General features: G+C 58.1%; 14 protein-coding genes and 1 pseudogene. 8 read left to right on the forward strand and 7 right to left on the reverse strand.

What is annotated here, in order from left to right:
- Positions 1 to 733 (forward strand): PD-(D/E)XK nuclease family protein (locus AMR42_RS04550; protein WP_143472933.1); only part of this gene is annotated, 733 nt, incomplete at its 5' end.
- Positions 734 to 737: 4 nt separating this feature from the next.
- Here the strand turns inward: AMR42_RS04550 and AMR42_RS04555 are convergent.
- The gene (locus AMR42_RS04555) at positions 738 to 2,702 is read right to left on the reverse strand and encodes a diguanylate cyclase (protein ID WP_368670716.1); all 1,965 of its coding nucleotides are present in this window, start codon (positions 2,700 to 2,702) and stop codon (positions 738 to 740) included.
- 459 nt (positions 2,703 to 3,161) lie between these two features.
- On the opposite strand from AMR42_RS04555, the gene AMR42_RS04560 reads away from it, so the two are divergent.
- A complete protein-coding gene (locus tag AMR42_RS04560; protein WP_158234356.1) occupies positions 3,162 to 3,842 on the forward strand; it encodes a CsgG/HfaB family protein in 681 nt (226 codons plus the stop codon).
- 207 nt (positions 3,843 to 4,049) lie between these two features.
- Entirely contained in the window at positions 4,050 to 5,591 is a 1,542-nt protein-coding gene (locus AMR42_RS04565) for a glycosyltransferase family 61 protein (RefSeq protein WP_099532287.1), read from the forward strand.
- A 239-nt stretch (positions 5,592 to 5,830) separates the two neighbouring features.
- Here the strand turns inward: AMR42_RS04565 and AMR42_RS04570 are convergent, their stop codons facing one another.
- Both AMR42_RS04570 and AMR42_RS04575 read right to left on the reverse strand, forming a co-directional pair.
- The gene (locus AMR42_RS04570; protein ID WP_099532288.1) at positions 5,831 to 5,983 is read right to left on the reverse strand and encodes a chlorophyll a/b-binding protein; all 153 of its coding nucleotides are present in this window, start codon (positions 5,981 to 5,983) and stop codon (positions 5,831 to 5,833) included.
- 168 nt (positions 5,984 to 6,151) lie between these two features.
- A complete protein-coding gene (locus AMR42_RS04575) occupies positions 6,152 to 7,162 on the reverse strand; it encodes a carbohydrate kinase (RefSeq protein WP_099532289.1) in 1,011 nt (336 codons plus the stop codon).
- Positions 7,163 to 7,588: 426 nt separating this feature from the next.
- On the opposite strand from AMR42_RS04575, the gene AMR42_RS04580 reads away from it, so the two are divergent.
- Together AMR42_RS04580 and AMR42_RS04585 are read left to right on the forward strand one after the other, a co-directional pair.
- On the forward strand, positions 7,589 to 8,683 hold the full coding sequence (locus tag AMR42_RS04580; RefSeq protein WP_099532290.1) for a DUF3153 domain-containing protein: 1,095 nt from the start codon (positions 7,589 to 7,591) through the stop codon (positions 8,681 to 8,683).
- A 214-nt stretch (positions 8,684 to 8,897) separates the two neighbouring features.
- Positions 8,898 to 11,021: a TIGR00300 family protein gene (locus AMR42_RS04585; protein ID WP_099532291.1), complete on the forward strand. Its 2,124-nt coding sequence runs from the start codon at positions 8,898 to 8,900 to the stop codon at positions 11,019 to 11,021.
- An 87-nt stretch (positions 11,022 to 11,108) separates the two neighbouring features.
- Here AMR42_RS04585 and AMR42_RS04590 read toward each other — a convergent pair whose 3' ends face one another.
- Positions 11,109 to 12,431, reverse strand: coding sequence for an O-antigen ligase (locus tag AMR42_RS04590; protein WP_099532292.1), 1,323 nt, complete (start codon positions 12,429 to 12,431; stop codon positions 11,109 to 11,111).
- Positions 12,432 to 12,447: 16 nt separating this feature from the next.
- Positions 12,448 to 13,296, reverse strand: a complete 849-nt coding sequence (locus tag AMR42_RS04595; RefSeq protein ID WP_099532293.1) for a YaaW family protein — start codon at positions 13,294 to 13,296, stop codon at positions 12,448 to 12,450.
- A gap of 425 nt (positions 13,297 to 13,721) precedes the next feature.
- On the opposite strand from AMR42_RS04595, the gene AMR42_RS04600 reads away from it, so the two are divergent.
- Positions 13,722 to 14,810 (forward strand): NAD(P)/FAD-dependent oxidoreductase, encoded by a 1,089-nt coding sequence (locus tag AMR42_RS04600; protein WP_099532294.1) that lies wholly within the window; start codon positions 13,722 to 13,724, stop codon positions 14,808 to 14,810.
- Positions 14,811 to 15,046: 236 nt separating this feature from the next.
- On the opposite strand, the gene AMR42_RS04605 is transcribed toward AMR42_RS04600, so the two are convergent.
- Positions 15,047 to 15,235: a hypothetical protein gene (locus AMR42_RS04605; RefSeq protein WP_099532295.1), complete on the reverse strand. Its 189-nt coding sequence runs from the start codon at positions 15,233 to 15,235 to the stop codon at positions 15,047 to 15,049.
- A 171-nt stretch (positions 15,236 to 15,406) separates the two neighbouring features.
- Between AMR42_RS04605 and AMR42_RS04610 the strand changes: the two genes are divergently transcribed.
- Positions 15,407 to 15,961 (forward strand): DUF2854 domain-containing protein, encoded by a 555-nt coding sequence (locus AMR42_RS04610; protein WP_099532297.1) that lies wholly within the window; start codon positions 15,407 to 15,409, stop codon positions 15,959 to 15,961.
- Between the two features lie 52 nt (positions 15,962 to 16,013).
- On the opposite strand, the gene AMR42_RS04615 is transcribed toward AMR42_RS04610, so the two are convergent.
- Positions 16,014 to 17,075 carry a dipeptide epimerase gene (locus tag AMR42_RS04615; protein WP_099532296.1) on the reverse strand — a complete coding sequence of 354 codons (1,062 nt, stop codon included), beginning with the start codon at positions 17,073 to 17,075 and terminating at the stop codon, positions 16,014 to 16,016.
- A 280-nt stretch (positions 17,076 to 17,355) separates the two neighbouring features.
- On the opposite strand from AMR42_RS04615, the pseudogene AMR42_RS04620 reads away from it, so the two are divergent.
- Positions 17,356 to 17,776 (forward strand): annotated as a pseudogene (locus tag AMR42_RS04620) (hypothetical protein); the annotation flags it as partial.

Genomic DNA, 17,776 nt, shown 5'->3' on the forward strand with positions numbered 1-17,776 from the left:
CCCAACCGCCCCCCGCCCACTTCCCGGCGACGGTCAGCCCCTTTGGGGTTGGGTGTCCTCCGGCTTGGATGAATTGCCCGTGGTGGCCCTCAGTGAATATGCACGCTGTCCCCGGCGGTTTGCTTGGCGCATTGTGGACGATCACCCCCCCAGCGGTGACGGGCCCGCCCGATCGCGCCGGATTGGCACGTTGGTTCACCGGGCGATCGAACGGCGCATTCAAAATGTCGCTACCCTGGCGGCCCAGGATCCCGGATTGGATCTCGAAGCGGTTAGCGAAGCCCTGACCCTCGCCGATCGATTTTGGCAGGATCCCGCCTTGGTTCCCCTGAGCCACGATCCCCAAGCTCAGCAGGAAGTGCCGATCGGGTTTGATTTGGCGCTGCCTCACGGCCAAACCCTGCGGCTGAATGGGGTGGCCGACTGGGTGGGAACCGCCGGAGTTTTGGACTTCAAGACCGATCGCGATCGTGTGCCCAGCGAACACCGACTGCAACTGTGGGCCTATGCCCATGCCTTGGGGGCCGATCGTGCCGCCCTGGTCTACTTGCGCCATCCCGATCGCCCGATCGAATGGTTCACTCAGCCCCAACTGCAACCGCTGCAAGCCCAAGCGATCGAGATTGCCCAACGAATTCGGGCGGGACAATTTGACCCCACGCCGGGCCCCGCCTGTCAGTTCTGCCCTTACCACGACACCTGTGATGCGGCCCCAAAGGAACGTTCAACCTAGGCCATTACCAGGAACTGGGGCGATCGCGCGGCATATCCCCCGCCAAGGAAGACGGTTGCCGGATTGCCTCATAGGGCAGCGCCACAATTCGATCGCGCCCCTGCTGTTTGGCTTCGTATAGGGAGCGATCGGCCCCAGCAATCAGATCAGAAACTTCATCTCCCGACTGGGGAATATGGCTCATGATCCCAATGCTTAAAGTCACGTGGCTACTCACCTGGGAACCCCTGTGGGGAATCGCCAACTGATGAATTTGGCCGCGAATTTGATGTGCTAATTGCACCGCTTCCGCTAGGGTCGTGTTGGGTAACAAAATTGCAAATTCTTCGCCCCCGTAGCGTGCCGCCAAATCACTACTTCGGCGGGCATGTTCCCGAAGAACTTGAGCGATCGCCACCAAGCATTGATCGCCCATTAAGTGGCCATAGGTGTCATTATATTTTTTAAAATAATCCGCATCACAGAGCATTAAAGAGAGGGGTTGGGTCGATCGCAAACATCGATTCCACTCCGATTGCAGCACTTCATCAAAATGCCGGCGATTGGCAATTTGCGTTAGTCCATCGATGCGAGCTTGGTGAGCCAATTGTAATTCCAGTCGCTTGCGATCGGTAATATCCATCACCAAAAAACCAACACGATAGGGCTGATGATCCATATCAAAAATCGGAAAATAGGACACTAGCCAAGTGTTATCAATTCGAGATTGAGCAGAAATTTGGGCATTAATTTCCTGATTCAAAATCGAATCACCCGTGGTGAAAACCGCTTGAAACAGTGGCTCCAAACTCGATCGCAACCCAGGAACCACATCCCAAATCAAGCGCCCCAAATGCCCCGACTCCGGTAAGCCATTAATCTTCGCCAATACCTGATTCACCCGCACATAGCGATAGTGATGATCAATAATTCCCATGCCCCAAGGCGCTGCCGAAAAAAACGCATCCAGTTGCGCCTCACTCAACCGTAAGTCAGCGGTACGCTCTTCAATCCTAATTTCCAACGTTTCCAGCATTTGCACCAAATCTGACCGAATCGCTTGGCGCTCTTGAACCGTTGCTGACAAAATTAGCCCCGTAATCGAAAGAATCCCAATAAATGATTGCAGCAAAATAATTGATTCATTGGGCGTGCGATCGGAGAAGGATCCTGTTCCTTGGGAAGTGGCGATAATTGCTGCTAAGGAAATGATCGCTACTCCCAATGCTGAAATCAGTTCTCCTAAGCGAAAAACACTCCAAATCAAAATTGCAAAGAGCACGTAAGCCAAAGGATAGCCATAAAAAAAGTCAATCCAAACAATGGCTGCGGTGAAAACCACAATGGCACTGCTTTCAAAAGTCCAGCGCATTGCTCGGTGCAACCCCGCAAAAATCTGTCGCCACCCCAATTCCTTGAGAAGCAAAATGGGAGGAGTAAAGATTAAGTGAGCCAACGTGCTTGCCAGCCACCAGGACAACCAACAAACTCCATAGTCTTTCCAAGTAATCGTGCCAATCCAATAGGAAATGGTGATGCCCATGGTGGCAGACACGAAGGGCCCGGCGGCCGCTGCAATGACGAAAAAGGATGCGGACTGCACTCGGCCAGAGGCGCGATCGAGCGTGGCTTTCTTCTGAAAAATCCATGTGCTGATCAAGGGCTGAAAGCAGTTGGCCAGGGTACAAACTAAGTTAAAAAGAACAAAGCTAGCGAAAGAAAATTGCCAATCAAAAAATAATGGAACTAAGCCAAACATCGATCCACAAATGATGCCAGGCAGAGCCTTGAATCGGTAATAGTAAAAAATAGCGAAGGTAAGTCCTGAGGGTAGCCAAACCGAAGCAACCTTACCCGGTAAGGAGATAAATTCTAAGCTAACGGTTGCCAAGAGGGAGTAAACAACGGCGATCGCTAGGTTAGAACCAATAATCTTGAGGGAGTCTTGTCCAGAGAGATGCTGACGATCAGAATTAATCTCGTTGAGAATTCGCTGCCAAAATTTTCTCATCGTTTCATGGGTCTCTTGATGTTTATATACATGCCAATGCATATGACAGACTTGCAATGTTTTAAGTTTACAACTTTTGTTCTATGGATTCATGATCATAAATCCATAAAGTCTAACAAGAAGATTGTTTTTTTGATCAAATAGATCTCTCCAGGAATTTGATTCAAAAATCTGATCTAATGAACACAATCTTCAGGGCCTTGAAAATGCGCGATCGCTTAGCGTTGACCCACTTTGGGAAAAACACTAAAGAAATGACAAGCCTTAAGGCTTTCACCTATTTTTACCCATTGTCGATCCCAAGATCACCAGCCTAAGATAGGCGTTGCGTTTACACAGCATCCAACGCTGCATTCTGGTTAACGAATTAACGAAATGTTGGCCGAATGCCGAGGGATTGTTCACGGGAGTCCTCGATCGAGCGACAAGGACATTTGTATGAAATCAACGATTGGACTGGGTTTTGCTAAAACATTGGTTGTCACCCTGCTGACAACGGGGGTCGCACTGCCGGCGGTGGCGTTGCCGGTGGCCACGGCCCACAGTGCGACTGCCGCCCAGACAGACAAGCAAACCCAAAAGAAGCGCATTGTGGTGCTGGATTTTTATTACGGCAACACGGGCGACACGGGCTATTGGTCGAGCTACCGGGGCGGCGCTGCGGGCACGGGGGTGAGCGAGTTGGTGACCAATGCGCTGGTGGAAGGGGGTAAATATCGCGTGGCCGATCGCAGCCAAGTGGCGCGCACGGACGGAGAAGTGAGCACGGCGCGGGCGGTGGAAATTGGCAAGGCCAATGGGGTGGATGCGGTGATCATTGGCACGGTCACGCAGTTCACGGTGGAAAGTCGGCGGGCCAGCGGGGGCGCTTTTGGCATTGGGGGCAACTCGGAAGAGACAATCGCCCGGGTGAAGTTGTCGGCCCGCATTGTGGACACGGCCACGGGTGATATTTTGGGCACGGCGCGGGGGGAAGCGGAGGCCAGTTCCCGCAGCGGTGGCGGCTCGGTGTTTGGTGTTGGTGGCAGCAGCAGCAGCGCCGATGGCAATGCCCTGTTAAGCAAGGCGGTTGAAGAGGCCGTTGGTAAACTGGCAACGGATATTCAAGCGAAGTTTTAAGCGGCTTGGGCGAATTGGGCGAATCTCTTGTGCTGGTGCTGACCGATGGACAAACCGATCGCCCTGTTCCATAGCTCTTAGCCCACGACTCTTAGGGGGCCTGAAAAGCCAAAACTGCCACCTTGCGGGTCTCAGCGATCGACGAAGACAAGGGGCTTAAGCCCCTTGCCCCCACGACTAGATGCTTTTCAGACATCCTCTTAATCCATGGCGAAATCGTCGTTTCGATCGCGCCGATCGGGGTTTGCTTCTCGCCTGCCGCCGGTCTCGCCCCCTGCTCCGCCGCCCGAATCTGCCCCACCGGCTCCTGTCCCCGTGCAGGAACCTGTTACGGCCCTCGCGCCGCTTGCCACTCCCTGGCAACTGACTTGGGGCCATGACTTGGCGCGATCGGACGATTGGGACGGCGCGGCGATCGCCTATGGTCAAGCCTTGGCAGCCTACCCGGGAGATGGGTTAGCGGCCTTGGCATTGGCACGGGTGGAGCTACGGCGCGATCGGCCCGCTGCGGCCTGGGCCGCTTTGGAACCCCTGTTGCCCCAATGGCCCACCGCCGGGCCCCTGCTGCTCACGGCTAGCCAGGCCCAGGCGGCCCAAGGAGAGCTGGCCATAGCGGAAGATTTGGCATTGCGGGCCTGGTTGGCGGATCCCGATCGCCCGGAAGCTCGCCGTTGGTTAGCCCAGCTCGATCGCCTGGCCCATTCTCCCTTTCAGCTCATCGATAGCTGGCGGGGACGACTGGCGGATCATTGGCTTTGGGCCCTGGCCGATCGATTGGGCCATCAAGAGCAGCTCACTCGCCTGGAAACCGCGACTCCCCTAGATGATCGCCCCTTTGCGGCCCAGGTGGACAACGGTTCCCTCTGGCATTGGCGGGGCATGGTGGGGGTGTTTGATGCCCAGCAACGGCTAATTTTGGAGCTATCCGATGGGGCCTTGCCCCGTTGGCTGCAAGTGCAACCGCCCAGACCGATGCCAACTGTGCAAGTGGCGGGTCGGGTGGCGGTGGTGGCCAGCGGCGCGGGGGATGCGATCGACCGTTGGTTTCAGGAACTGTTGCCCCGGCTGCAGGTTTTGCAAAGTTTGGAATCAGAGGGGGGAGCCTTTTGGGAACCCTTCGCAGCGATTGTGGTCGATCGCTTGGCCCATCCTTGGCAACGGGAAACCCTCGATCGCCTGGGCATTCCCCCCGATCGGCTGCTGGAACTCGATCAACACCTGCAAATCCAAGCCGACAGTCTCATTGTGCCGCGCCGCTTCAACGGCCCTTCCAGCTATGGGGTGGCCGCTCTGCGGGCCTTGGGAGCAGGCTCGGATCGATCGACCCTGGTTGGGTTTCGGCAAACTGTGCCCAATTGCCGTCGTTGGGTACTTTCGGCCAGTGATGGGCGCGATCGCCCTTGGTTAAACGGCCCCGCCGTGGCCCAAGACTTGGCCCGTTGGGGGTTCAGCTTGCTGGATCCAGCCGCCTGCTCGTTGGCAGATTTAATCGGGATCTTTCAAACGGTCGAGGCGATCGTCTCCCCCAGTCATCCGGCCCTGGCACTGTTGCCCCTTTGCCCGCCGGACACGATCGTTCTGGAAGTTGGCTCCCGTACCTATCAACCCTTGGCGCAACTGGCAGGACTACAAGGGCGATCGATCCCTGCGGAACCCGCACCCCCAGGCAACACCAGCCCAGTGCTTTGGGTGCGATCGGCTGAAGTGCGTGCCGTGCTAGCCCGTTGTTTGCGAGGCCTGCGGGTTTAGCACCGCAATTTTCAGGCTAATACTCAGGCGGAGCGCCGCAATATTCATCAAAAACGCCCACCCAAATTCATCAACACGGGTCAAATTTGAGCAAAACTGATCAAAAAGACCCATCCGAAAAATATCCATAAAAAAATGGGAGCCGTTTAAAACTCCCACTCACCTGACTTTAGAGACCTTAGAGACTAGAGAGACTGGTATCCGAATCACGACAGTCGCTATCTGCCTTCGTGCTGCCGCTAGCGCAGTCCCCAAAAGTGCATGACCCCTTGTCGGGAAAGCAATTCTGTGATCATGGCCGCGAGGATGCCAAGCATTGCCAAGCGACCATTCCAGACTTCGGCGGTGGCGGTGAAGCCCCACGGATGGGCTGTGCGACTGTTGGTTTTCATCGACCAACTCCTATTTGTAAAATAATGTAACAAATACTTGTTGATCGTGCAACTTTGTTTCTCAAGGGCTTGCCAAATCGGCGGGAGTTGGCATTCTTTAGCGGTTGATTAGTTCCATGGATCAGCCCCGTTAATCCGCCCTGACAATCGCGGTGCTCATGGTGGTGTTCATGGTTGCCCCTGCGATCGCAACAAATCCTCAATGGCCGATCGCAAAGGTAAGGCATCGATCGCCCCCGGGTTGGTGGTAGTCAGGGCCCCGGCCGCGCTGGCAAAGGCCACGACCGATCGGGCAACGGCCGGATCGGCCATGGCCGCCAGCCCCCGTTCCAACAGTTGCGTCACAAACCCCGCCGTGAAGGCATCGCCCGCCCCGGTGGTGTCCACCACCGGCACATTGAAAGCGGGCATCACTCCCCCATGGCCACTGATCCAGTAATGACAACCGCGCTCCCCGTCCGTGACCAGCACGGCTTCTAGGTGATCCAGCTTGTCCGCGATCGCCATGGGATCGTGGGTATGGAACAGCCAATCGGCCTCCTCCCGCGCCAACTTCAGAAAATCCACCCGCTCCAGCAACGGCATGATCGATCCCGGTGCAATGCCTGGGTCGGGCCAAAAGACCGATCGCCAGTTCACATCCAACACAATTTTGAGATAGTGCTCATCGGCCAAGTCCAAGGCCCGGCGGATGGCGGCGCTGCTGTCGGGATAGGCCAAGGCCAAAGTGCCCAACACCAAGCAATCGGCCGCTTGGAACTGCCGCGCCAACAGTAAGGAAGCTTGCAGCCGAGTATCAGCAAATTCTCGGGTGTCGTGGCCAATGTATCCACCGCTGCGAAAGGCGGCAAACTGTCGATCGCCCCGATCGTCCCGCAAGACGCAAACTTCACGGGTGGGGGCCGTGGGATGACGTTGCACCCCCTCCAAATTCACCCCCAAACTTTGCAGTTCCCCCAGCAGGCGATCGGCCGACTGCTCACTGCCCACACAGCCCACAAACCCAGCCGACACCCCCAACCGGCTGAGGGCACAAGCCACATTGGCCGGCGCACCACCGGGGTAGGTTGTCCAAGACTCCACCGCTTCGATCGATCGGCCGGGTTGATCAGCCAGACAGTCCCAAAGCAATTCACCCACGCAAAGGACTTGCGGGGAGGAGACGCGCGCAGTCGTCATGATCTCTCCTCGGTTAAGCTGGATTCGATCGGCCGAGGCCGATCTATCTAGTTATTTGGACTAGTTATTGGACGGTTGATTGCTTAGACGGTTACTCGTGGTTATTCAGCCGTAGATCACCGCCCCATGGTGCTCCCGCCAGTCACGAAGGCAATTCAGCAAAATTCAGCAAACTTGATTTCAATTCAGCCAATTCAATTCAGCCAATTTAATTCAGCGGATGTTGCCACTCCCATCGGCAATCGGCAGGGTCTTCCGAAGACCGAGGGTTTTTAGCCCAGTTCAATGGGGTCTGTCCTCTGAATCCAGCATAACAAGCCACTTCTAGGCTGCTTGTGACAAAAAATGAATCTCTGTTAACGAGTGCATCCCTCTGTTAAAAGCAGTTGATTTAAAAACCGTTGATTAACCCTTGCCCAGGCCTTCATGAGGATCATGCCGCAGCGATCGCCGCTCTCAACCCCAGCCCCCACCGCTCATCCTCGCCCCGCTGGGCTAACGGAAACCGGGAGGCGGTCAAACATTGGGCAACGTCGAGGGCGATCGAGGGGGGCGTGGGGGTTGCACCCGCTGCGGGTGTTGTTGTTGGTGGTTTGGCTGGTGCTGCTGGGTGGTTGTGTGGATTTGGATACGGAGGTGCGGTTTCCGGATGCCAACCATGGCGCATTGGTGCAAAGGGTGCGGCTGAGTGAAGGGTGGCAGGTGTGGGGCGAGGCCACGGCCAAGGCTTGGCTCGATCGCTGGGCCGCCCAAGCCAGGACGATCGGGGGTCAAGTATTGGAACAAAGCGATCGAACCCTGATGATCGCCATTCCCTTCCAGAACGGGCAAGATTTACAATCCACCTTTCAGACATTCAGCCAAACCCTGGGAATCGTCGATCGAGAGGCGGCGAAGTCAGGCGATCGCTCCGACCACCAGACCACCGCCGCCCAAACGAGATCCATTGCCAGAGGGGGCGATCGGCTGATCGATCCAACGCCAAAGGTGAATGGGAATTCGTTGCCAGATCCGGCTTTGCTCGATCCCTTGGCCTTTCCCAGCCAGTTCCAATTGCAACAGCAAAATTGGTTGGTCGCCGTCCGAAACCAACTTCGCTACGAGGTGGACTTGCGATCGCTGGCGGCCCTGGGCGGCGAGCAGTTGGCCCTGGTGGACACGAGCCGGCTCTTGCGTTGGCAATTTGGCTTGCGAGTGCCCCATTGGGGCCAAAGCACTGTCCAACGGCCCCACCCGGAACCCGACTTGAACCCCCAAGCAGGACAACCGGGCCCGACCCAGCCCAACCGACCCAGCCCCCAACGGCAACAGGGCCGCTGGGTTTGGACTTTGGAACCGGGCACGGTCACCACGATCGAAGCGGTGTTTTGGGTTCCCAGTTGGGTGGGCATTGGCGGCCTCATGATTGGGTTGTTGGGGGCGATCGGGTGGTGGCGTTGGCGACCGATCCCGATCAGTTCTCCCCCAGAGACGGAACCCGCCGAAACCCCCAACCCAACCGATTCCACCCCTGCCCACTGAGCCGTTTCCGTGCCCATCGGCACCCGATCGCCCCAGCCTCGGCCCTGAAAATGACTCTGAAAACTGTCGCCTGTGAACCTTGCGGAACGGGGGCATTTTTTAGAATAACCTCCACAGAACCCGCGCCCCAATCACTCCCTGATTCAAGCTTGGATCGGGGTTTAGACCACGGCTTGTTTGCTCAACCTCGGCCTACACACAACCTGACACTGTTATGACCGCCCAGCTTCGCATTCTGATGTGCTCGCCTGACCACTACGACGTGGATTATGTGATTAATCCCTGGATGGAGGGCAATGTCCACAAGTCCTCGCGCGATCGGGCAGTGGAGCAGTGGCAAAAACTCTACAAAGTGCTCAAGGCTCGGGCGATCGTCGATTTGGTGGAACCGGCCAAAGGTTGGCCCGACATGGTGTTCACCGCCAACGCCGGCCTGGTGCTGGGAGACAAGGCCGTTCTCAGTCGCTTCTATCACAAGGAACGGCAGGGTGAAGAACCCTACTTCAAAGCCTGGTTTGAGCAAAACGGCTTCACGGTTTACGAACTGCCCAAGGATTTGCCCTTTGAAGGGGCCGGCGATGCCCTGTTCGATCGCGAAGGGCGGTGGCTCTGGGCGGGCTATGGCTTCCGTTCTGAATTGGACTCGCATCCCTACCTGGCCCAATGGCTGGATATTGAGGTGCTGTCTTTGCACTTGGTTGATGAGCGGTTCTATCACCTGGATACCTGCTTCTGTCCCCTCGAAGGCGGCTACTTGCTCTACTATCCCGGTGCATTCGATGCCTACTCCAACCAACTGATTGAGCGACGGGTTCCGGCGGCCAAGCGGATCGCGATCGAGGAAGCCGACGCGGTGAACTTTGCCTGCAACTCCGTGAACCTGGGCCAAGTGGTGGTCATGAACAAGGCCAGCAACAGCCTGAAATCCGCCCTGGCGCGGGCCGGGTTTGAGGTGGTGGAAACGCCCCTCACGGAATTCCTGAAGGCGGGTGGCGCGGCCAAGTGCCTGACCCTGCGGGTGAATGAGCCGGTGATGGAAGATCGCCATGCGGTGGCCGGCGTTGAAACCCGTGTAATCCAAATGCAAGGGCACTTGCTGGACTCGGGGCTAATTAACCGCGCCCTGGACTTGATTGTGGAAGGAGGCGGCAGCTTCCAAGTGTTGGACTTCCGGTTGGGTGAGCAGCGCCAAAGCACCTCCGCCGCTCGGATCAAGGTTTCCGCACCGTCCCATGAGGTGATGGAAGAATTGATGGCTCAGTTGATCGATCTGGGGGCCGTGGCTCCAGACGATCGCGCCGAGCGGGATGCTCAGTTGGAACCCATTGAGCTGCCCGGCGTGGCTCCCGATGACTTTTACGTCACCACCATTTACCCCACGGAAGTACGGATCCGAGGCCAGTGGGTGCGTCTGCAAAACCAGCGGATGGACGGGGCGATCGCGATCTCGGGCCTGAACGAAGGGCAACCGGTGGCTCGCTGCAAACTGCTGCGGGATCTGGAGTTGGGTGAGTATGTGGTGACCGGCATTGACGGGATCCGCACGGTGCGCAAGGCCGAAGCCCGGGGCGATCGCACGGCCCGCGAGTCCCAGGAATTTACCTTCATGGGATCCGGCGTTTCCAGCGAGCGCCGCGTGGAACTGGTGGTGGAACAAATTGCTTGGGAACTGCGCCAGGTGCGGGAGCGGCGCGGCAAAACCGTTGTGGTTGCGGGGCCGGTGGTGATCCACACGGGCGGCGGTGAGCACCTTTCGCGGTTGATTCGCGAAGGCTATGTCCATGCCTTGTTGGGCGGCAACGCGATCGCTGTTCACGACATGGAACAGGCCTTGATGGGCACTTCCTTGGGGGTGGACATGAAGCAAGGAATCGCGGTGCGCGGCGGCCACCGCCACCACCTGAAGACGATCAACACCATTCGCCGCTGCGGCAACATTGCCAAGGCCGTGGAGCAGGGCGTGTTGACCAACGGGATCATGTATGAGTGCGTCAAACAGGATGTGCCCTTTGTGCTGGCGGGATCAATCCGCGATGATGGCCCCTTGCCGGATACGGTGACGGACATGGTGGAAGCCCAGCAAGCCTACGCCCAACTGCTGGAAGGGGCAGACACCATCATCATGCTGTCTTCCATGCTCCACTCGATCGGGGTGGGCAACATGACCCCAGCGGGTGTGAAGCTGGTTTGCGTGGACATCAACCCGGCGGTGGTGACGAAACTGGCCGATCGCGGCTCCCTGGAGTCCGTGGGCGTGGTGACCGATGTGGGTCTGTTCCTGAGCCTGCTGATGCGGCAGTTGGACAAGCTGGAAAGCCCCTACGAACTGGCAGTTTAGGCGTTAGGCGCTCAATGGGCTGGGTTTCGGGGCCATCCGCTTTGGCAACCGATCCCAGCCCCTGTCATTCCATGGCTTGCTCAAGGCCTAGGCCTTGAGCAAGCCATGCATTCCCGCTAACAACACCCAGCCCAATAGATTCACCCGCAAATCAAACAGGGTGACATCCAAGAGATGGTAAGCGGCGAGATTGGCGAATCCCAAGCCCCAAGCGGCTAAACGGGTTTGGGAGTCCCGATCGCCCCAACGACCGATCGCCCGGGTGAACTGGGCCATGATCCAGCCACAGAGGCAAATCAGCCCCAAAGCCGCTGGCCAGCCCGTTTCCATGGCCAGCATCAGGGCCAAGTTGTGGGGATGGCCCAGCCAATTGCCCGTGGCCTGTTGATACAGTCCTGTGAAGTTTCCCAGCCCCCAACCCGTCCAGGGCCGTTGGGCTGCCAAATTCCAAGCAAAGTCCCACTGACTCCGGCGCAGGGTGGCTTCGGGGCGATCGGGATAGAGGGCATCATTCAGCCGGCCCCAAATGGCCTTCGGGACGATCGCCCTCAGGGGCCCGGCGGCCGGTTCCGGGCCAAAGGCCGCCCCCAGCGCCAAGGCGATCGCCCCGCCCGCCAGGGCCAACAACCAAAACCAACCAACGTATAGTCCCGTAGCCAAAAGATCGATCGCGGCCAGGGCCCAACCACTGCGCGAGTCCGTCAGCCCGATCGCCCCCAGCAGCAACAGCACTGATAATCCATTGCCCAGGATCACCCCCCAACCGGGGGCGGCATGGGTCGAGCGGTGGGTTTGCGCTTGTCGCTGCCGTTCCCGATCCATCACCAACAACCCCAAGGCCAGCACCAGCGCTACCCCAAAGTAGCTGGCGGTCACGTTGGCATATTCAAACGCCGAAGACAGTCGCCCTGGCGGATTGCCGCCCGCGGCCAAAATCCAGTCAATCACCGGCACGATGCGCACCGGGCCGCGCCATCCCCCAAACAGTTGCCCCAACCCCAACCCCACAGCGGGCAGGCAACCCCACACGATCGCCTGAGCTAAGGGCCGCAGGTGCGATCGATGGGTGATCAATTGGCTGAAGGCCCCAAAGGCCCAAAAAAACGGTAAGAAATTCGCCAGCCCCAACGCCGCCCGCTCCAAGTTGGGCGAACCGGGCAAGGACAACAACATCACCAGGCCGATCGCCCCCCAGGCCCAAACCAGCCGATCGCGCCGAATTGCATTCCAGCGTTGCCAATAGGTGGCAATGATCCCCAGCCCGATCGCCACCGCTCCCAAGGCCGGACTCAGGGGCAACACCAACAGCCCCCACCAAAGACCCGCCCAAGGCCCCAACAGGGCCGGGTCAATCACAATCGAGCGCGTGGGCCACAGCCAAACCCGCCCCAGCGCGGCCAACTTCCCCATGGCCTAGGCGCGCTCCCTAGGCAAATCCGTAGGCGATCGCGTCATCGCCGCGTGTCATCCGAATTTGAGCCAGGGCAAACACCGCTGGCACAATCCGCCCGTAGTTGGTGGCGATCGTTCGCCAACCCAAATCCGCAAAAAACCAGCCCCACATCAGGGGCCCCATCACCGCCAACACCGTTTGCGCAGCACCATAGCGAGCGGCCGTCATCATCATTCCCCGTTGGGCCATCTTGGCCGCCACTTGGGTTTCCAGGGCCGCCGCCGCGCCGCCGGAAGCCGCGATCGCCACCTGGGCCGACTGATATCGCACCATGTGGGTTACAAACTGCTGGGCAATTTGCCGCAACACCAGGGGCCGCACCACCGCATCCAGGGCGATCGCGCTGCCCCCTTCCAACAGCAGCCGCACCGGATCGCGCCGCAGGGCTACGGGAATGGCATCCACACCGGGAATTGTGGCGATTGACCGTTGCAAGTCCTTGGTCAGGGCAGCCCGTTGGCGCTTGGGCAATCGCTTCCAGGCGCGATCGAGCAAATGCAGAAAAATTTCCGCCTCCAGCTCCGTTGCCGTCCAGGTTTCACCGTAGGGCAATCGCAAATGTTGGCAAACCCTGACCAACACATCGCGGTAGGTCACCTCATGGAACCGCCCCCGCAACACCGTTAGCCCATCGGCGGCCAAGTAGCGAAATCGGCGGTCGATCGCGTCCAACCAAGCTTCCCGATCGCGGCTCTGCACCGACAGGGGATCGGGCGTAGCAACGTAGTCCAAGGGGTTAAACTTCCGCGCGAACAGCATCTCCGTCAGTTCGCGCAACTCGTCATTAGTTGCTAATTCCAATGCTGCTCGCAGTTCGTCCACAGCCCCAACTCCGCATCATTTCCAGCGTGATTGCCAGCGTTTAAATAGCGTTTGAATCGCCAATGAATGGCTCGCTAATAGCCTGTTTATGGCTTGGTTTCTATGGCTTGGGTGAGAGTTAGCGCCAATCGCTCCCAAAGGTGTCACACAAGGGCGCAGGAATGGCAACTCAACGCCTAAATTTGCTTTGCCCTGGGGTCAGCCCCATTGTACAAAGGGATGGGAAAACGCCCATGGCCTTGACGTAAGATCGCGCTAAATCTCGCTACAATCTTTAGATTTTCTTTGCATTTCGTCTTAGTGTCTGAAGTTCCGGTAACCCTGACCATGGGCTTGGCCGTTTAGCCCGTGCTGCTGGGTTGCCCCAAAAATAACGCAAAGTCTCCGTAAAATTCCTGGCCCGATCGCCCCGATATCAAGTCCCTATGACAACGCTTCCCCCGACTTTAACTCCCTCTCATTCCGTCGCGGTGATTGGCGCAGGTTTGGCGGGACTCACGGCAGCCCGCCAACTGCAAGCGGCCGGGCGATCGGTCGTGGTGCTGGAAAAGTCTCGGGGATTGGGTGGGCGGTTAAATACCCGTCGCCATTTGGACAGTCGGGCCGATCGAGGCCTGCCCTACCTGGAACCTCAGGGGCCCTTAACGGAAGCTTGGATCCAGGAACTGCAAAACACCAGCGACCTGCAACCTTGGCCCCAACCGCTCCATCACCTGACCGCCGAGGGCTTGCGAACCATTCCGGGGGATCAACGCTGGGCCATGCCCGCTGGCTTGAGCGTTGCGGCCAAACAATTGGCCGCGGGGCTAACGATCGCCCGTGGCCACCGGGCCATTGCCCTGACAGCTCCAGAAAAACTGGGAGAACCTTGGACAATTCAGTGTGATTTTCCGGCGGCGATCGAACCGGAGCAACAGCAGGAATTTTGGACTGCTGGGGCGATCGTGCTGGCCATTCCGGCTCCCCAGGCGGCGGACTTGCTGGAGTCGGTGGCCCCCGACTGGGCCAAGCAGGCCCGCCAAGTGACCTTCGATCCCTGCTTCAGCGTCACGGCCGCCTATGGCCCCGATCGGGAATTGCAGTTGCCCAATGGGGAAGCTTGGCAGGGAATTCGGGCCCAAATTCCCACCGATTGGCGCTGGTTAGCCCGCGAAGACAGCAAGGCCGACGGGATCTGGGCCATGGGGCAACCGGTGTTGCTGTTGCAAAGTTCGGCCGCGGTGGCCGAGCGGTTGTGGGATGTGCCAACGCTGGAGGCCGTGGGGCAAGCGCTGCTCGATCGCGCCGGGGCCGATCTGGGCTTGCACCTGCAACAGCCCGAATGGATTCAGGTACACCGTTGGCGCTACGCGATCGCCCGAAATCCGTTGGATGAGGGGTGTTGGATTGATCCCGATCGGGCCCTGGCGGTGGCGGGGGACTGGTGTGCAGCGCATCCGCCGGGACAATCCCTAGAAGCGGCAATGCGATCGGGACTATCTGCCGCCCAAGAACTGTTGGCCCACTGTTTTTAAGGCCCCTTACTTTTAAGACCCTACTAAAGTATCTACCTTAATTCATCTGGGTTAAATTACATAGCTATTACCGTCACCTGATCGTTAAGCAGCAAGGGGCTTAAGCCCCTTGTTACCACGACTGGCTCCGCAACTTTAACCCAATGTATTGTCGCGCTACTACGTTTTTCGGATCTCCTGCGGGGCCCCGCTGCCGATGGGATTTGGGATCGATCGCGCCCCCCAGGTTTGGGGAATTAGACCTGGGGAATCGCCTCGCCGGGAAAGGCTTCCTCATATTCCGCAATCAAATCATCCAATTCTTCCAAGGCCTGGTTCACATCAATCCGAATCGGGCCCAAATCGGCTCGATCGAGCAGCGACAATAAATAATCTCGTTTGGCCGCAATCGATCGCACCTGATCTTTCAGCACTTGCACATCCATGGCACAGTCATCCTCAGCTTTACGAAAGCGTTCTAAAGGGTTGGGGGCAAAAGGGTTCGGGTCGGTTATCCAGTCCTGTCGGTGCGGAGTTGGGGATCGTCCCGTCCGCTAGACGAATGGGCCATTCCATCTCAGAATTTACATTAGTTAATGAATACCCGGAACGCGATCGTGTTTGGCAGCCTTCCCCTTGCTCGAATTTTGCTCTATGCCGGTGGAGCCTTAACGGCGATCGCGGCAGTGGCCTATGTCATTGGTAACTCAACCCTGAATCTGATCACCTTTTTTTACGGCGTGCCGGTGCTGTTGGGGGGCTTGGCCCTGAAGGCTGCGGAGTTGAAACCAGCCCCCTACAAAACTCCCACGTCTTCGGAGGTCGTTGCCCTGCGCGATCGCCTGGCCACCCCCACCCAAAACCAGGTGCGCAAGGATGTGACCCGTTATCGCTACGGTGAAGAGGCCCATCTTTCCTTGGCGCTGGAGCGTTTGGGCTTGGCTCCCACGGATCCTGAACGGCCCAAGCTGGTCAGCGTGGAAGAGGTGGACTTGCAGGGAGACTATGGGCTGATCCTGGAGTTTGAATCTCCAAAAATGCCCTTTGAAACCTGGCAGACCAAGCGGGACAAGATTGAGCGCTTCTTTGGCCCCAACTTGCGAGCGGAGGTGGCCCAAGGCGAGGGTTCGATCGTGGTTGTGTCGTTGATTTCACCAGCCCCGACGGCCTAGATCTGCCAAAGGACTGCTTCGATCAACCGCTTCGATCGGGCGCTGTCTCTGCCTAAGGCTCTTCAATGGCAGGTTGATCGCGCCGTTGCACCCCTAGCCCTGGCTCGATCGGGGGCAACAACCGACCACCGGGCGCAATCGCCGCGCCCACAAAGGGATCGTCCATCAAATTCAGATGGCTATCCAAGTCCAAGTAATCGGCCCAGGGGCCTAGCTGCAAGGCAGCGGTGTTGGCCAAGGCACTGTCGGAATAGCAGCCAAACATCACTTGCAAGCCACAGGCCCGCGCCGTGGCCACCAGCCTTGTGGCCGCTGTCAGACCGCCGGATTTCATCAGCTTGATGTTGATGCCGTGGATGTGGGGCGCAAGCTGCGGAATATCTCGCTCATCAAAACAACTTTCATCCACAAAAATCGGGAGGGGCGATCGCGCCTTCAGTTCCGCGAGTTGGGTTTCTTGGCCCACGGGCAAGGGCTGTTCCAGATAAACCACGCCCCGATCGGCTAACCAGCGGGCCATCTCGATCGCCCCGGCCAAGTCCCAACCCCCATTGGCATCCACCAAAATTTTGGCCGTTGGGGCTTCTGCCAACACGGCTTCCACCAGGGCCCGATCGGCCGCCAACCCCTCGGGGCTACCGAGCTTCAACTTCAGCCAAGGGGTTTCAATCACCGATCGCCACTGTTGAACCCGCTCCCGGGCCGCCGCCGGAGAGCCAATCCCGATCGTGACGGAAATGGGCGGAATCCGTTCCCGATCGCCTCCCCACAGTTGCCAGAGGGGCAATCCCGATCGCTTGCCCGCCCAATCCCACAGGGCCAGATCGATCGCCGCCCGCGCCGCCGAGGGCAACGAGCGCACCCGATCGGCAATTTGCTGGCGATCGAGCGGGTGGCAGCCGGCCAGTTGCGGCCCGATCGACTCCAGAGCCTTGGCCAAGGCCTCAGTGGTTTGGGCGTGGGCCCCATGCACCACCGGGGAAGCCTCGCCCCACCCTTCGTAGCCCTCTGCAAAGATCCGCAGCCAGAGATTAGTATTGCCGTGGTTTGTGCCGCGACTGATGGTGAGGGGCGATCGCTTGGTGACCGTGAAACGTTCGACGCAAATTTGCATTGCGAGGGAGGAGGGGAATGAGTGGCTAAAGGGCAATCCATAACCGATCGCCCCATTAATCAAACGTTAATTCGCCGTTAACCCATCCAACTGTGCGCAGGCAACCTCTTGCAAACTCTTTCAATCGCCTTGATGCAAGTGTGCCAAGATCCACTAAACTCTAATTGAATAGTTTTCTCAATAAATCAAGCCTGATGGGCTGAAGCGGGGGTGGCGATCGACGTACCCCCTTTGTTTAGCCTCCCTTATTGCAAATCTTTCTGGATAGTTGGAGGACTTCGTGAAGCCGTTTTCGTTCGATCGCCCCTTGCATAACGCGCATAATCCTTTCAACCCCGCCACGCCCCCTCGGCTTGGGCTGCAATCAGTCTTTTATCCCTTTAAAAAACGACAATTTTTCCAACTGAGCGGTCGCATTTGTGCCACCCACACCGACAAGGCCGGCCGCTGCAAGGCGCTTCAACTCGAAACCGACGGACGCATTGAACAGATCAAGTTGGCCAAGCCGTTGCGATCGCGCCTGGGCCACACCTTGCATGTGGGCAGTTGGGTTTCCCTGGCGGGCACGGCCAAATGTCATCCCTACAAAGGGTGGGTGAAGTTTAAGGCCAAGGCCCTCACGGGATCTTCGGTGCAACCCATGGAACCGGCAGGGCGATCGCCCTTTAATCGCTCGGCCAATTTGCTGTCTCTTATACACA

The sequence above is a fragment of the Limnothrix sp. PR1529 genome, assembly GCF_002742025.1.
In the GTDB taxonomy this organism is placed as follows: domain Bacteria; phylum Cyanobacteriota; class Cyanobacteriia; order CACIAM-69d; family CACIAM-69d; genus CACIAM-69d.

Coding starts and splice junctions, on each gene's coding strand:
- AMR42_RS04585 (WP_099532291.1), top strand. CDS start 8,898: ATGACCGCCCAGCTTCGCATTCTGATGTGCTCGCCTGACCACTACGAC.
- AMR42_RS04580 (WP_099532290.1), top strand. CDS start 7,589: ATGAGGATCATGCCGCAGCGATCGCCGCTCTCAACCCCAGCCCCCACC.
- AMR42_RS04560 (WP_158234356.1), top strand. CDS start 3,162: ATGAAATCAACGATTGGACTGGGTTTTGCTAAAACATTGGTTGTCACC.
- AMR42_RS04575 (WP_099532289.1), bottom strand. CDS start 7,162: ATGACGACTGCGCGCGTCTCCTCCCCGCAAGTCCTTTGCGTGGGTGAA.
- AMR42_RS04570 (WP_099532288.1), bottom strand. CDS start 5,983: ATGAAAACCAACAGTCGCACAGCCCATCCGTGGGGCTTCACCGCCACC.
- AMR42_RS04605 (WP_099532295.1), bottom strand. CDS start 15,235: ATGGATGTGCAAGTGCTGAAAGATCAGGTGCGATCGATTGCGGCCAAA.
- AMR42_RS04615 (WP_099532296.1), bottom strand. CDS start 17,075: ATGCAAATTTGCGTCGAACGTTTCACGGTCACCAAGCGATCGCCCCTC.
- AMR42_RS04590 (WP_099532292.1), bottom strand. CDS start 12,431: ATGGGGAAGTTGGCCGCGCTGGGGCGGGTTTGGCTGTGGCCCACGCGC.
- AMR42_RS04565 (WP_099532287.1), top strand. CDS start 4,050: ATGGCGAAATCGTCGTTTCGATCGCGCCGATCGGGGTTTGCTTCTCGC.
- AMR42_RS04600 (WP_099532294.1), top strand. CDS start 13,722: ATGACAACGCTTCCCCCGACTTTAACTCCCTCTCATTCCGTCGCGGTG.